This is a genomic window from Caecibacter sp. AF58-12pH5A (assembly GCF_027681725.1).
In the GTDB taxonomy this organism is placed as follows: Bacteria; Bacillota; Negativicutes; order Veillonellales; family Megasphaeraceae; genus Megasphaera; species Megasphaera hominis.
Genome location: NZ_JAQDBC010000009.1, coordinates 1 through 15113, shown reverse-complemented (window position 1 = coordinate 15113; position 15113 = coordinate 1). Strand labels below are relative to the sequence as shown.

The following is a 15113-nucleotide window of genomic DNA, read 5'->3' as shown; positions in this document are numbered from 1 at the left end:
CACATCAGGTATGTGTAGTTCAGGCTGCTTTTTTTTGTTGTCGGAAACGATGCGGCATATAGGAAAATGCGATGGAATGCTGACGCTACTGTATGCTACAATACAATCAACTGACAAAAACGCAGCAGCAACCGTAGCATAAAATTAGCCGGCATAACTGACAGGGCACGAAAAGGACGGATGTATATGATCAACATCAAGGAGTACTTTGAAGCACGTGAGCAAGGAAATATAGCTAAGGTTCACATTATTTCCAAACCGATTATCCCGTTGCGGATGTTGCAGCTAGAGACGATTGCTGAATATTATGTTAGAGAACCAGAATACCTATATATCCAAGGCAAAGACGAACTCATGTGTGAAGTAATTTTTCAATGCGTTATGTATTATCCAAACTGCGCAGAAATAGCATGGAGTGTCTATGCTGATGACAGAGAAGAAAAAAATATCGAACAGGTGATTATCCGTCATTCTGTATGGAATAAAGAAAAGGAGATACAAAAAATCAAGGAAAATTCTCACGAAAACCGTGAAAAAATAGCCATGCTTCCGGATATTAACACCTATACGCATCGGTGCAACGTAAAGGAAGCAAGCTACGTGGTTGCCAGCCTGTCAAAGCTCGATACCTTTTTTTCTAATGGTATTGCTTTAGCTGACAACACCGCTGCAATTGAAGCCTGGAGTGATGTAGAGCTGCAACGCCGCTTAAGCTGGGGAACTGTTTGTTCTGTTTGGAATCAACGCAAACGCTGGGAGGGGATGGCGCAGCTAAAAACATTTTTAGCTGCCTTAGAAGAGCTGGTAGAAGACTCAAGCTTTGTCACAGCTGATTCGATTGAATTAGATTTAATGTTTCCTATGGCCGCTTATGTAAAACACACATTTCCCTACGCAGAAAACCTAGAAAAAGAATAGCCATTCTGAACGGCCATACAGCACCTGCAAATAGTATGTGTCACAGGAAAATAGGTGATTTTTGTTCCCTTGCGCTGGTACAAAAATCAGCCTATATGCAAACGACCCGGACAGCACAGTTCTCCTGTGCGGCCCGGGTCGTTTTTTTAGTTTACACTTTTTTACATAGTTTTTCGATAGGTAATAGCTCTCCCCACGCCATAGCGTTCGATTTCACCTGTCTGTACGAGCTCGCGCAGGGCGCCTTCTACGGTGCTTAGGCTGAGGGCGGGGCACATTTCCATAATATCCCGCTTTTTGAAATCGCCTTGGCGCTGGGCGACGGCGCTGCGGATCGTTTCGATGGCCGGAAGTTTTTCTCCCATAGTGGCGCAGCGGGCGTTGAGGTCTTCGTAGGCGGCAAGGAGGGTATGGAGCATGTATTTTACATAAGACGTCGTGTCATTCGTGCCTTCGTGCCAGCCTTGCTGGGCCTGGCATAGGGCTGCATCGTGTTCAGCCTGCGTTTGCCGGAGCTTTTCCTCCAGGGAAATGTATTTGCCTATGCAGAAGCCCTGATCCCAGAGGAGACGGGAAAGCAAGAGCCGGCTTACGCGGCCGTTGCCATCATCAAAGGGATGGATGGAAAGAAAATCGCAGAGAAAGGCACTGATGGCGAGGAGAGGATTGACCTGGCCGTGTACTGCCGTGTAGGCTGCGCACAAATCGTCCAATGCTTTTGGCGTTTCGTAAGGCGTAACGGGGAGGAAAATCTGTGCGCCTGCCGTATCTGTAATGGCATGCAGCCCCGTTTTCGTCAGTCCGGCGACGGGATTGTGCGTGTAGCTATAGAGTGCCTTATGGAGGCTCACTATGTACTTTTTAGAAATATGCCAGCCGGGCAGGTCCTGCGTCATCAGCGGGATAACGGCGTAGTAGCCCATCATTTCCCGTTCATCCAGATTACGCGGCTCTATTTGTCCGGTAACCAAATGGAGAACCCTGCTGTTTGTCATCGTCAGCCCTGCCAGAGACTCTGACGCTACGGTGCTTTGTAAACGCGCCGGTGGTACGAGCTTTTCCAAGGCATCGCCATGGTGCTGGACATAGAGCTCGGTCTTGCCTGCTTCCTTATAAATAGCGGCCACATAGGCCAACACCTCATTATCCCAGGTTTGAGAAATGAGGCTGGTATCGGTTATCGTATGCATCCGTAATCACCCCTTATGCCTTAAAAGATACCATAAATTAAGGGAGAAAACAAGGGACAGATTATTTATAATAATAAAATCCTAGCCGTTTCGCGCGCCACTGTCTCTTAGGAACAATCCGTCCGCCCGGACAGCCCTTTGTCTGTCTGCCTTGTTATACTATAAAGGATGAGCTGCAGGGCTTGTCTGAGCGTGATATATTGTTGCTAAGTGCAAGACAATACGCTATAGTTAATAATATAGACAGAATTCGTCGTGGAAAAGGATGGTGCAGTAAAAGCGATGGGAATTGGCAGACGCGTAGAGGAAAATGAAACAACGAAAGGGGTTGTAAAGCCTGCAAAAGAGGGAATCGTCTTTGTGCCGGAAACGCCGAAGTATACCATGGACGATCTGATTCTGCCTGAGCGTGTGCGCGAGCAGATCCTCGATATTGCCGCTTATGCCGCCAATAGCAAGCATGTCTTTGAAGACTGGGGCCTGGCCAAGACACATCCCTATTCAAAGCGCTTGGGCATCAACCTCTATGGTCCGTCGGGGACGGGCAAGACTATGGCGGCCCACGCTATTGCCAGCTACCTCCGGCGGCCTATTCTGATCGTGAACTATGCTGACATCGAGTCGAAATACGTCGGCGAAACGCCTAAAAACATTCGCAAGGCTTTTACTGCTGCCAAGGAAACGGGGAGCATCCTCTTCTTTGACGAAGCCGACGCCATTCTCAGCCGGCGTGTGACAGACATGACCAGCGCCACCGATGTAAGCGTCAATCAGACGCGCTCGGTTTTGCTCATGCTTCTCAATGAGTACGAGGACTTTATTCTCTTTGCGACCAATTTTATCGAAAATTTTGATCCGGCCTTTATGCGCCGTATTTCTCTGCATATCAAATTTGAACTGCCTGACTACGACTGCCGCTTCCGCCTTTGGCAGCGCTACATTCCAGGGGAAATGCCTAACGACCTGGATTGCGCGTATTTGGCCGGCCAATACGCAGCGCTTACCGGCAGTGACATTGCCAACGCCGTCCTCTTGGCGGCCTTCAAGGCAGCCCGGCACGGTGACAGCCTGGTTTCCCAGGCCTACGTAGAGGAAATGATCGGCCATATCCGGGACGGTAAGGCAGCCAACGCGGGACAGGCCGTGACGACAGAAAAACGCGTCGTCTCAGAAGCGTATGTACGGCAGCAAGTGCAGCCAGAAGATAAGCAAACTCATTAGAAAGGAAGTGTACGTTTTATGATTCCTGCATTAGTAGGTCTCGGTATTTTACTCGGCAGCGTTCTCGTCGTAGCCAACTGGAAGGGCATCCTCGATTGGCTGACAGATTTCATCCCTAAGCTCAAGAGTGCCTGGGCCAAGGTCAAGCCCAACGTGCCCTATGCAGCCGTCCTCGTAGGCGACCTCATCGTCGAAGGGGTCAGCCGCATGGCGGCTATTATGCACCGCATGTACTACAAGGAAGACGGGAAATGGATCGAAGCGACGACGACCCGCAAGGTAGACGCCAGCGAAGTGCCGGCCCATATCCGTTGTAAATTTGAAAATCAGGAAGCCGATATTACGAAGGACATGGAAGATACATTGCAATTGACCGTCTGAGGCCAGAAAGGAGATTGCCATGAGCGAAGAAAAGATGATTGACCGCTTCAGCCGTTTTATTGAAGAGTTGACGGCACCGTTTTTTGAAAAATCCCTGGACCAGATTGCCCGGGCGTGCGAGGAAAAGATTGACCAGATTATTATCAAGGAAGAACTGGAACAAGGCTATACCTATGCCGGTGGCGAATTTGCCATTTCCGGATACGATAAAGGCCATTTCTATTTGACGCTGGACCTCTTCTTTAAGGATCAGGAAGACCAGTGGGTCGCCGTAAAGGCCCAAAGCACGCCGCGGGAACGGAGCGTCCTCCGGCCTGATGCGGCCAGTGAATTGGAGCAGAAGGGCCGTGTTATTTACGCTATAGATGAACCGCAATTCAATAAGGACGGGAGCATCCATGTTTCCATGTAAGCGGTGTGGCGTCTGCGGTTTGCAGCAGACAGAAGAATTGGTTAGGGAAGGGAAGTGAGCCGTTTATGTCGTACATCCTCTTTATTATCGTCGCCATTATCGCCTTGCTCGTCCTGTTTCTGGCCCTTTCCATCGCCGGTACGCTGGTCATGGCCGTCTTGGGCACAGCACTTTTGATCATACAAATCGTCTACAATTTCCTGCTCATCCTTTTGCGGCATGCCATGCTGATCGTTGGCTTTGGCGCCCTCTTTTACGCCGCCATGCCCAACCGCGCTGCCATGGCCGGCGTCGTCGTCTTTGCCGTCTTCTTGCTTAGCTGGACTGTACGAAATGATGCCAAGCAAGCAGTCATCCGGCATCTGCAAGAGGACATTCAAAAGACCGGCGTCATCCCTGCTGACGATGACAGTCTGTTCGCCTTCGTCAAGCGTGACGGCTTTCGCAAAATTGATATCTGGGCCTTGAGACACTGGGGGCCTGGCGATATCAAAGCCTACCTTACTGACGAATGTACTGCGAGCCGCCTCAAAATCACTGGCGCCGACACAGAGTACTACTTCCTCAGCCCCCAGACCATCCGGGAGCAATGGCCTGCTCTAAAAGAAAAAGACGCTATCCCGCAAAACTGGTTCCATCCGGACATGAGCACCAAGGGATTTGCCAGCATCATCGTGGCCATCGAAGAAACGTGTCCCGACGTGCCGCTGGAAGACAACTTCCAAGGCGTCAGAAACCCCTTGGAACCGGCCTTTCTCCTGCGCAAGGATCTTGTCCCGACTCATACCTGCGAGCGCTGCCAAAAAATCTTCCTAAAACTGGAAACGCTGAAAGAGCACCACTATTGCCATACGTGCCGTCAATGGCTGGAAGACCACACGTGCGACCTGTGCGGCAAGCTTTTTACTAACGAGTTGAATCATCACGGCAGCCGTACGTTCTGCGATCCGTGCCTGGCCATTATTAAAGACGCAGAAGAAAAACAAACGACCATACGCCGCGTCGTAGACGAAGAAGACGTGCCATTGGCTGTACGCAGACGATTGGAATGACTATTTTTTAGGCTCTTGCAGACAGGAGCCTTTTTTTGTACAAAAAGTTTCACTGTGGACAGACGTCTGTCTTACCGATTTGTTATAATGGTAGATATAGATTCTGATTCTCAGCGTACTTGAAATACCTCGTTGTATAGGTAAATTGATAGCAAAAAAGAGTAAAACAGAGCAAATCATAACTTAATATGACAATAAGCAGGTATTTTATTATGCGTAAAGAATATGTATAGTATGAGAGAATGGAAAAACCTTATTTTATTAGGGAGGAATTATATGTCGCAACATGAGTATGATGCGTTAGTAAAAGGCGCCTTGCTGCATGATGTCGGAAAGCTCGTACAGCGCGCAACAGGTTCACCACAGACGCATGGCGAAGCGGGAGCCGTCTTTGTGCAGCCGTTCTTAGATGCGTCAGAGGACAGCCAGGTGATACTAAACTGCATCCGGTATCATCACAAGGACGACTTGGCAAAGGCTGATCTGGCGGCAGACGATATGGCCTATCTGGTCTGCGCGGCTGACCAGATTGCAGCCGGCGTACAGACGCCGCGGCCTGTCGAAGGGGCTGACGCAGGCTTTGCACCTGCCCGGCCTTTACACTCTGTATTTTCTGCTTTTGGCGGTTCTGTCAGTACGGCCTTTGCTTCGTATGCGCCAACAAAACTGAACGAACGGGACCGGTTCAACTATCCGTTACCCGACAGAGACAGCGTGACGCGTGCTGATTATGAAGCGTTGGCAGCGTCCCTGAAACAGGAACTGTCCCAGGGCAAGGTGAGCAGCCTCACGTGCAATGAACTGCTCAGCATCTATGAGGATGCAGGTACGTACATTCCGGCCCATACGGATGAAGGAGATTTATCGGATATTTCTCTTTTTATTCATTCCAAGATTACAGCCGGCATTGCAGCGTCTATGGCGGCTTATTTTGCTGCCCAGGGAGAAACGAATTATCGGGACCGCTGCTTTACGGACAGTACGTCCTTCTGCGAAGAGGATGCCTTTCTCCTCACGTCAGGGGACCTTTCAGGGATTCAGGATTTCATCTACACCATTCCTACGAAGGGCGCTTTAAAATCCTTGCGGGGCCGGTCTTTTTATCTGGAAATCCTTATGGAACAGATTATTGACTGCCTCCTCGATTCCCTTGATCTGACACGGGCCAACTTGCTCTATAGCGGCGGTGGTCATTTCTATGCCCTCCTGCCCAATACGGAAGCGGCGCAGCAGAGCGTGAGCGCGCTGCAGACAGCTGTCAATACGTGGCTGCTGCAGCACATGGGCACGCGTCTCTATTTGGCGCTCGGTACGGCTACGTGCAAGGCAAATGACCTGCTCCATGCCGATGCCCAGCGCAGCGTCTTCGCCCGTACAAGCCAGGCCGTAGGCAAGGACAAGATTCACCGCTATACGCCGGACATTTTACGGAATCTCTTCGATGAAACGAGTTCCCTCAATACGATTGCCGATGCCACGCGGGAATGTGCCATTTGCCATACGTCGTCGGCCAAACTTCAGCCCTATGGCGATACGGACGGCGCCGGACAGACGACAGAAGCGTGCCCCCTTTGTGCAGGTCTGTATCACCTGGGAAACAGCCTCGTTTCCTACGAGGATACGTGCTTTGTCATTGCCACAGGGAAGGCCGATCCGGCCTATGCGAGCGTACCCATGTACGCAGCCGATGAAGCGGCAGTCTATGTGCTGCCGGTAACGGAGCTGGAAGGCTTTGCCAAGACCCATACCATCGTGCGTCTCTATGGCAAGAACAAGGGCGTTTCCGGTACGCATGTGAGCCAGCGTCTTTGGATTGCCGATTATTCGTGCCGCGATCATTACGGTGCCATTCTCGACTTTGCCGATCTGGCCAAGGTTAGCGTCGATGAAAAGGGGCAAGGCATTCAGCGTGTAGCCGTTTTGCGGGCCGACGTGGATAATTTGGGGGCTGCCTTTATTGGCGGCTTCGTCAGTGATGACCGGGAAAACCGGAACCGGTACGCCAGCTTGGCACGCTATGCCGATTTGTCCCGGGAGTTATCGTTCTTCTTCAAAGTCGGCGTCAATAAAATCGCCCGCGGTGATATCACCGGCCAAGGCGGCTATGCACCGGAACCCTTTTCTATTTGGCACAAGCCGGACCGGGCGTCCCGTGCAGTGCACGTCATTTACTCCGGCGGCGACGACGTCTTCATCGTCGGTGCCTGGACAGATATTCTCGAGCTGGCCGTCGATATCCGCCGTGCCTTCCGCGTCTATACGCAAGGGAAGCTGACCTTTTCTGCAGGCATTGCCTTTTTCTCGCCGTCCTATCCGATTCACAGCATGGCCGGCCTGACAGGCGACCTGGAAAGCATGGCCAAGAAAAATCCCCAAAAAGATTCGGTGGCCCTCTTTGGTATCGACAGCAACAACCAGGGAACCCAGCTGTTGTGCCACCATATCCACAAATGGGACCGCTTTGCTGAAGGCGTATGCCTTGAAAAACTGCAGTTTCTCAAGGACGTTTTCAATCTGCAGGGCGACGGCGAAAACGGCCTGCCCGTAGGTCATACGAAGCTCTATCAGATCAAGACCTATGTAGAACAAATCGATAACGATGCCCATAAGGGTACACACAAAATCAATATAGCCCGCCTGCTCTACCTCTTGGCCCGCCTGCAGCCGGCCAAACAGCGGGACAAAGACGTATATGAACACCAGCTTTCCCTCTATAACGCCATGACCCAGACCCTCTACGCCTGGATCAAGGACGACAAAGACCGGAAAGAATTGCTGACAGCCTTACATTTGGCTATTTATTATATGCGCGATAATCAGGGTATATAAGGAGGAGACTACAAGATGAGTGAAAAAGTAGCGGTAGATATCGTCGATGAGGCCGAAAAGGTCATCAAATCATTAAATACGGATCGCTGGGGCAAGCCGGGCCTGAAAACGGCTAAAATCCGTAAATTCCTGGCAGCTGTCAACTCCATCCGCAACGAAGTGATGGTCATGAAGGGCTCCCATAAGGATACAGCCTTGTCACCGGATATTGCCCTGGAAATCAAAATGCTGAAGGCCAACATCCTCTATCAGGCAGGACGTGATACGGACCGGGACAAATTCGTCAAGGATTTCGTCGAAAAAAGCCACTTAGTCGATAAGATCAATGCCGTCGGTACGGACTACAAGAAATTTGATCTGCTTTGCAAATACATTGAAGCATTGGTTGCCTTCCATAAATACTATGGCGGTGCCGACTAATTTTTGGATCTACTCATTGACATAGAATCAGGAGGTTTCGTGATGGAAGGAACTCAAGCAGTATTAAAAGGAAAAGTAGTATTTACGGGAATCATTACGGTAGAAACGGGTCTTCATATTGGCGCCGGCTCGGACTTTGCCCCGATTGGCGCCGTAGATTCACCCTTTGTCAGAGATACGCTGACCCACGCGCCGATCATTCCCGGCAGCTCCCTGAAGGGGAAAATCAGAACGCTTCTGGCTAAAAAGACGGCCCAGGGCTATATCCTCAATCCGATTGAAAAGGATAACGCCGTCATTGCCCGTCTCTTTGGCATGGCTGCAAAGGATAAGGTTCAGACGGCGCGCCTGCAATTTTATGATCTCTTTATGACCCAAGAAAGCAAGGAACTGTTCAGCAGTCTCGATACGGATACGTACATGGGTGAAGTCAAATACGAAAACACGATTAACCGCCTTTCCGGTGCTGCCATGCCACGGCAGATCGAACGCGTACCGGCAGGCGTACAATTTGATTTCAAGCTCGTTTACAATGTAGAAACGGACGACCAGGCTGAAATAGAAGAAGACATTCGCACTCTGAAAGAAGGCTTGGATCTTCTGACGTACGACTATCTCGGCGGCCACGGCTCGCGCGGCTACGGGCGTATTGCCATTTCGGAAATCAAACCCAACGTGATTGGCATGATGGATAGTGATGAAAAGGCGCTTATGACCATACTGGAAGGCAGCGATGAGTAATGGAATATTATATCTATTCGTTACAATTTCAAACTCCCGTCCACTTCGGCAACACGTCTGATGGCGGTACCTTAGAGACCGTAGACCTGGCCTTTTCGGCGGACAGCCTCTTTAGCGCCCTGTGCAATGAAAGTGCTTCGTCACCAGCCTTTTTACAGCAGTTTATCGGCGCTGTCAAAGAGGGCCGTATGCGCTTTTCCAGCCTCTTTCCGTATGTTGCCGGCAGTGGTGCAGACGGCCAATGGCAATATTACCTGCCCAGGCCTATTCAAATGCAGGAAAAGAGCGTTGCCACACGCTCCTTTACAGAAACGAAGCAGGAAGCGACGAAGCGGAAGGCGATGAAAAAAATCAACTACGTACGGGCGTCTCTCCTCGAATCGGGGAAACACCTGTGGGAAACGGACGCAGCCTTGGATTTGCCTGATTTTGGCCAGTACGTAACGGCTGGCAAACTAAACCGCCGCGTCGAACCGGGACGGCCCTATTTCGTCAGCTCCTACCTTTTTGCGCCTCACGCAGGCTTGTACTTTGTCGCAGCCTTTGCGGATGCGTCCTGGCTGGATTCTTTTGAACAACTCATTACCCAGCTGGGGTACTCCGGTATTGGCGGTGAACGGACCAACGGCTTTGGCAAATTTACGCTGGCCCGGAAACCTTTGGCTGTAGGCGATCCTGCGTGCCGGGATGCAGATGTTCAGGCTCTGGCAGAGATGCTTCGTACGCAAAAGGCGGCAACGTACATGAATATTAGCGCCGTCGTGCCAACGCCGGGGGAACTGCCTGTCGTCGCAGCCGGTACGTATAAGCTGCGCAAGCGGGGTGGTTTTGTCAGCTCGCCACGGCTTACGAATTATACAAAACGGAACAGCTATTATACGCTTATTGAAGGCTCTTGCTTCCCCAGTCCCTTGACAGGACGGATGCTTGAATTTTCTGTGCCCGGTGTACCACACCGGATTTATCGGAATGGCTTTGGCCTTTTTGTGGGGGTGGGACATGATGGCTAATGAAAATACAGCATTTTTGGAACACAAGACCATGACGATCGAGGTAGTGACACCGGTGTGCATTGCCGACAGCAATAAATTGAATACGCGGGAATACTTGTACGACAAGAATCACGGCAAAGTGTACCTTCTTCAGCCCGTCGAATGGTTTAAATACTTGTATAGAAAACGCGTCCTTGACCAATACGAACGGTATCTCATGGACCCGCGCAGTCAGGATATACCGCCTTATGAATGGCTCAAAAATACACTGGGCCCCCAGGCAGTAGCACCGCACCAGTGGGGCAAGGCAGTCAAAGCCTGCGTCGACGTGTACGCCCGGCACAGCTTTGACCGCAGCCAGCCCTCAGGCGGCCGACAGAACGGACGGGGCCGGAAGAAAAACATCAATGATATCTTGCCGGCTATACGCCTCGTCGATGGGACCGTCTATATTCCCGGCAGCTCCATTAAGGGCATGATGCGGACGGCTATTTTGATTCACCTTATCCGCCGGCAGGAATGGGCTGGCCGGCGCCGCTTCTATTGGCAGCAGATCCAGAAAAATCTCGCCGCCCTCAAAAAGGCTAACCAGACCAAAAACCGTTCGGAAGTCAAAGCATGCACGAGAAAATGGAACTATATCATTAAAGATGTGGAACGGGAACTCCTGTGCATCCTGAATATGGACAAGAAAAACGATGCCATTAACGATGCCTTACGGGGCCTGCGCTGTGGCGATGCCATCTTGGTCAAGTCACCGCAGGAAGAGGCAAATGCCGTTCACACGGCTATTGTCCAAAAAATCGACATTCGCGAAGACAGCGAAGTAAACTACGTACCGCTTTTCTTAGAATCGATTATTCCCGGTACGCGTTTCCGGTTTTCCCTGACTCTCGAAAAGAAAATGATGAACCAGATTGGCATTTCTTCGGCAGACCAGCTCTTGGGGATTGTAGAAGAAGCCTACCGTTTCCTCAACCACGTCCTGCAACCGGTCTTTTCCAACAGGAAGCTCTTTTCCAGCCTCGGTGAAAGCAATGCATACCTGGGCCGCAACAATGGCTTCCTCCATAAAACGGTCGTGCTGGCCTTGGCCGAAAAGCCAAAGGATGCCGTGCCCGTCGTACGGGAAATACTCTGCGCCCAGTTCCGCGATCACAAAGCCGGCCTGGATAAGCAAATTGCGCCGCACATGCTCAAGGGAACGGAATACGAAGGCGTCGTACAGCTCATGGGAGGGGTGAAGATTTCCAGTGTTCACTAAACCATTAACGACGATAGAACTGACCCTGAAATTGCAGGGACAGACGAAGCTCACCCAGTCGGCAGGCAGCCTCTTCCACGGTGTCATTATGGAACTGATCGGCCCGGCTTACGCCGCCAAGATGCACGAAGAAGCCTTGCGTCCGTACAGCCAGTATATTTACGTCGACAAGAAGGAAAAGGCCCTGAAATGGCATGTTTCCAGCCTTACGACGGAAACGGCAGAAAAAATCCTTGCGCCTGTGTGGCAATTGCCGGATACGTTTCGCCTGAAACAAAAGAACCTGACTGTAGAAATTGTCAAACGGGATATTTGCGAAGAAACAGACTATGCTGCCGTAGCAGCCCGCTTTTTGGGCGACGACGAAACGTACAGGAAAATCCAGCTGCACTTTCTCACCTCGACAACCTTTAAATGCGGGGGCACCTACGTCATTTATCCCGACGCAGGCCTCATCCTGCACAGCGTGCTCCAGCGCTGGAACCACTTTAGCGACAGCGAAGTCATCGATGCGCCTGATGCCGTAGAAGAACTGGTGAAAAACCTTTACGTCCGTTCGTACGAACTGAGGCTCAACCCCTTTGCCCTGGAAAAAACGCACATCCAAGCCTTCCGCGGCAAATACACACTAGTCTTGAAATCGAATATTGTCCTGCGCCGCATTACCGCCCTGCTGGCCTACTACGCCCGATTCTCCGGCGTAGGCGTCAAAACAGTATTGGGTATGGGTGGGACGCAGGTGGAAATGGAGGAATGGAAATGAAAATTTTATATTCCTGTGTCGGTGATACGGATCCGACACGTAATTGCCGCGATGGTGGCGTACTGCATATTCTCCGGGCGTATCATCCGGAAAAAGCGATCCTCTTCCTGAGTAAAGAAATGACTGAGAAAGAAAATAAGTACCAGCGCTATTCCGGACCTATCGCTGCAGTAGACCCGCAGTGCGAGGTTACGCTTATCAAGACGGATTTGACAGAAGCTCAGAAATTTGATTCTCTCCATCCCGTAGTAGATGAATTTTATAAGGTTATTGAAACCTATCCGAATGAAGAAATCCTCGTCAATCTGAGCTCGGGAACGCCACAAATGAAAATGATTTTGGCAATGCTTTCCCTGGAATATGTGAACGTCAAAGCGATTCAGGTAGATAGTCCGGAAAGGGGCTCAAACCGGAATGCCCATCCCCTTAATGACGATGCGACGGTCGAAGAAATATTGGCTACCAACCTGGATAACGAGCCGGAAGAATACATCAATCGTTGCAGCGAACCGAAACTGCGCTTTATCAAATACCGGCAAGTGGCGCAGGAGCTGATGAAACTGACCGCTGCCTATAGCTATAAAGACGCATGGGAACTTGCCAATAGCAATAAAGATATTTTATCGCCAGAAGTAGTTGCCCTCATCCACCATGCCTATAAACGGTCAAGCCTCGAATACACCGAAGCGACAAAAGAAATTAAGAACTTTAAGGAACTGAAACCCTTTGCCATTTCTAATGCAGACGATCCGGACGTGACGAAGCTGCGCGAATACCTTTGGATTATGCAAGTCCGCATGAAACAGGACTACCGGCAGGACTTTTTCGTCAAGATGAGCCCGTTCCTTTACGAGCTGTTACGCTTTTACGTCACGAAGGTCTTACGGATCCCCTTGGCTCAGTTGACAGGCAGTAACAGATCGAACAAGCTAAGCCTCGAACTAGCAGAACGGAACTTCCCTAAATACTATAACGTACTGAAGAAAAAACTGCCCCGCCCTCTGCGGGATAACCAAAACCTGTCCTATTACCTCTTGGAACTCTTCTTGCAAACGAGAAAAGAAGTGCCTGATGACATGAAAAACAGACTCAAGTTCCTGCGCCAAGTAGAACGGAACATCCGGAACCGTCAGGCCCATGAAATCGAACCCCTTACGGAAAAGATGGTACGCGAAGAAGCTTCCAACAAAAGCACGGAAAATATCTTTAACGATATTAGCAAAGTCTTTTACTTCGTCCTCCAGGATATTTATAGTACGAAGAAAGAACTGATTTACGACCAAATTAATGAAAAATTAGCGGATATGCTGAAAGAACAGCAGTAATCCGTTACTCCTGACTTAGACAAGTAGTCGTTATGCAGACCAGGCGCTGTTTTGGCAGGAAATTCCTAAGCTGCAACGGCGCCAGGCCTGGTATATGAGAAAAAAATGAAAGCAATCGTAAAAAAGAAAGATAAAACCTGGTATGTGTCCACAGTCTTTGCCGACTGTGACGATGGAAATCACGAATATGACTTCACGCGGTATTTCGTCATTTTAAACGAAGATAAGACACAACTCACGGTGCAACGGGTTTTTGAACAGCCTCACAAAAACCTGGAACCTGTAGTCATCCCCTTGGATAATGACCATACGGACTGGGTATTTTCTGATAAGTGGCATGGTTATTACAAACTGATGGAAGGCTTACGTTTTGATGAATTGGCCCTTGTACCGCCACAGATCCTGAAAGAATGTATCCGCATCGACGCAGAAACCACGTATAATCCATATCCAGAAATTCATACGCGTAAAGATGTAGAAGACCTGGAGACTATGATTGGCAGCTTCCACGACAGTCATGTCAAAACAATCGAACAAAAAGAAGACACGATCTATGTCGTATTAGATGGCCTTTGGGGACTCGAATTGGAAATGTGGTTTTCCGGTCATGCAGGCTATAATCTGGGAGATGAGGAAGATCGCCAATATTATTATTGGCAGAGTGGAGACATCTATGAAAAAGACGGCGCGTATTATTTAGCCGATACTGATTATTTAGAAAATCTGGAGAAAATTAATAAATGCTATTGGATCAAAGGAGACCATGTGAAATACCATATCGTGCCGACCTGGAACTGAATGGGCAATGCATAAGCAACGCATAAGAAAGATTAGCCTGGAAAGACGTGCGCTACATATATATTATTGTCATGACAGTGCTTTTCATCAGCGCCGATAATGCCCATTTGAGCCGCATAAGAATGCGGGTTCCGGGAGATAGGGCTTCTAAACATTGTCCCCCTTCATGCGGCCTTTTTGCGGCCGCATGAACCGCAATGCCCACACGGGGGCATTGCGCCCCGTAAGGGGACGGAAACTGGAAGAAAAAGATATAGCCATGATACATTACCTCCTTGGTAGGTTTCTAAACATTAGCCCCGTAAGGGGACGGAAACGACGTGAAAAGTAATAATCTTTCGTGAATTCTGTTACTGTTTCTAAACATTAGCCCCGTTAGGGGACGGAAATTGCTCGCACTTGATATCAATGTTAATCATGATTCATTCGCGTTTCTAAACATTAGCCCCGTAAGGGGACGGAAACTCCAAGGTAGCTTTTACCAGTGTGTGCTGGTCGAGTTGTGGATTCTAAACATTAGCCCCGCAAGGGGACGGAAACAAAGAAGTCGGCGTCCTCCAGCACCGCCTTGATGTCCTGTTTCTAAACATTGTCCCCTTCATGCGGCCTTTCTGCGGCCGCACGAACCGCAATACCCGCACAGGGGTATTGCGCCCCTTAAGGGGACGGAAAAAGAGATAGCCCTGCCTTAGCAGAACTCATGATTCTGCTGAGGCAGGGCTATGTTGCTTTACACTTAAAACTGACCCATCTCACGCGCCTATCAGCCAAGTTTTCGACTGGATTTTTGTTCTCTAAAACTTATCA

Annotated in this window: 14 protein-coding genes; 13 read left to right on the top strand and 1 reads right to left on the bottom strand. The window is 49.9% G+C overall.

Annotated elements, in window-relative coordinates; all coding sequences use genetic code 11:
- Positions 1-186 precede the first annotated feature (186 nt).
- Entirely contained in the window at positions 187-918 is a 732-nt protein-coding gene (locus tag PGX44_RS05935) for a hypothetical protein (RefSeq protein WP_498854617.1), read from the top strand.
- Positions 919-1079: 161 nt separating this feature from the next.
- On the opposite strand, the gene PGX44_RS05930 is transcribed toward PGX44_RS05935, so the two are convergent.
- Positions 1080-2108: a Fic family protein gene (locus tag PGX44_RS05930; RefSeq protein WP_498854616.1), complete on the bottom strand. Its 1029-nt coding sequence runs from the start codon at positions 2106-2108 to the stop codon at positions 1080-1082.
- A 255-nt stretch (positions 2109-2363) separates the two neighbouring features.
- Here PGX44_RS05930 and PGX44_RS05925 point away from each other — a divergent pair, with 255 nt between their 5' ends.
- The 12 genes from PGX44_RS05925 to PGX44_RS05870 all read left to right on the top strand — a co-directional run bounded on the left by PGX44_RS05925 (position 2364) and on the right by PGX44_RS05870 (position 14306).
- A complete protein-coding gene (locus PGX44_RS05925; RefSeq protein ID WP_498854615.1) occupies positions 2364-3329 on the top strand; it encodes an ATP-binding protein in 966 nt (321 codons plus the stop codon).
- An 18-nt stretch (positions 3330-3347) separates the two neighbouring features.
- On the top strand, positions 3348-3710 hold the full coding sequence (locus PGX44_RS05920; protein ID WP_498854614.1) for a hypothetical protein: 363 nt from the start codon (positions 3348-3350) through the stop codon (positions 3708-3710).
- A gap of 19 nt (positions 3711-3729) precedes the next feature.
- Positions 3730-4122, top strand: coding sequence for a hypothetical protein (locus PGX44_RS05915; RefSeq protein WP_498854613.1), 393 nt, complete (start codon positions 3730-3732; stop codon positions 4120-4122).
- A gap of 65 nt (positions 4123-4187) precedes the next feature.
- The gene (locus tag PGX44_RS05910) at positions 4188-5174 is read left to right on the top strand and encodes a hypothetical protein (protein ID WP_498854612.1); all 987 of its coding nucleotides are present in this window, start codon (positions 4188-4190) and stop codon (positions 5172-5174) included.
- Positions 5175-5450: 276 nt separating this feature from the next.
- Positions 5451-8003: a type III-A CRISPR-associated protein Cas10/Csm1 gene (gene cas10, locus PGX44_RS05905; protein ID WP_498854611.1), complete on the top strand. Its 2553-nt coding sequence runs from the start codon at positions 5451-5453 to the stop codon at positions 8001-8003.
- A gap of 15 nt (positions 8004-8018) precedes the next feature.
- The gene (gene csm2 / locus PGX44_RS05900; RefSeq protein WP_498854610.1) at positions 8019-8423 is read left to right on the top strand and encodes a type III-A CRISPR-associated protein Csm2; all 405 of its coding nucleotides are present in this window, start codon (positions 8019-8021) and stop codon (positions 8421-8423) included.
- 42 nt (positions 8424-8465) lie between these two features.
- Complete coding sequence (gene csm3, locus PGX44_RS05895; protein ID WP_498854609.1) at positions 8466-9164, top strand: type III-A CRISPR-associated RAMP protein Csm3; 699 nt, start codon at positions 8466-8468, stop codon at positions 9162-9164.
- Entirely contained in the window at positions 9164-10174 is a 1011-nt protein-coding gene (gene csm4, locus PGX44_RS05890; protein ID WP_498854608.1) for a type III-A CRISPR-associated RAMP protein Csm4, read from the top strand. Before csm3 ends, csm4 begins: the two co-directional genes overlap by 1 nt.
- Positions 10164-11420 carry a type III-A CRISPR-associated RAMP protein Csm5 gene (gene csm5 / locus PGX44_RS05885; RefSeq protein ID WP_498854607.1) on the top strand — a complete coding sequence of 419 codons (1257 nt, stop codon included), beginning with the start codon at positions 10164-10166 and terminating at the stop codon, positions 11418-11420. Before csm4 ends, csm5 begins: the two co-directional genes overlap by 11 nt.
- Positions 11410-12183 (top strand): CRISPR system precrRNA processing endoribonuclease RAMP protein Cas6, encoded by a 774-nt coding sequence (gene cas6 / locus PGX44_RS05880; protein ID WP_498854606.1) that lies wholly within the window; start codon positions 11410-11412, stop codon positions 12181-12183. The genes csm5 and cas6 overlap by 11 nt, the downstream gene beginning before the upstream one ends.
- A complete protein-coding gene (gene csm6 / locus PGX44_RS05875; protein WP_498854605.1) occupies positions 12180-13508 on the top strand; it encodes a type III-A CRISPR-associated CARF protein Csm6 in 1329 nt (442 codons plus the stop codon). The genes cas6 and csm6 overlap by 4 nt, the downstream gene beginning before the upstream one ends.
- Before the next feature lie 105 nt (positions 13509-13613).
- Entirely contained in the window at positions 13614-14306 is a 693-nt protein-coding gene (locus tag PGX44_RS05870; RefSeq protein ID WP_498854604.1) for a hypothetical protein, read from the top strand.
- Positions 14307-15113 lie beyond the last annotated feature (807 nt).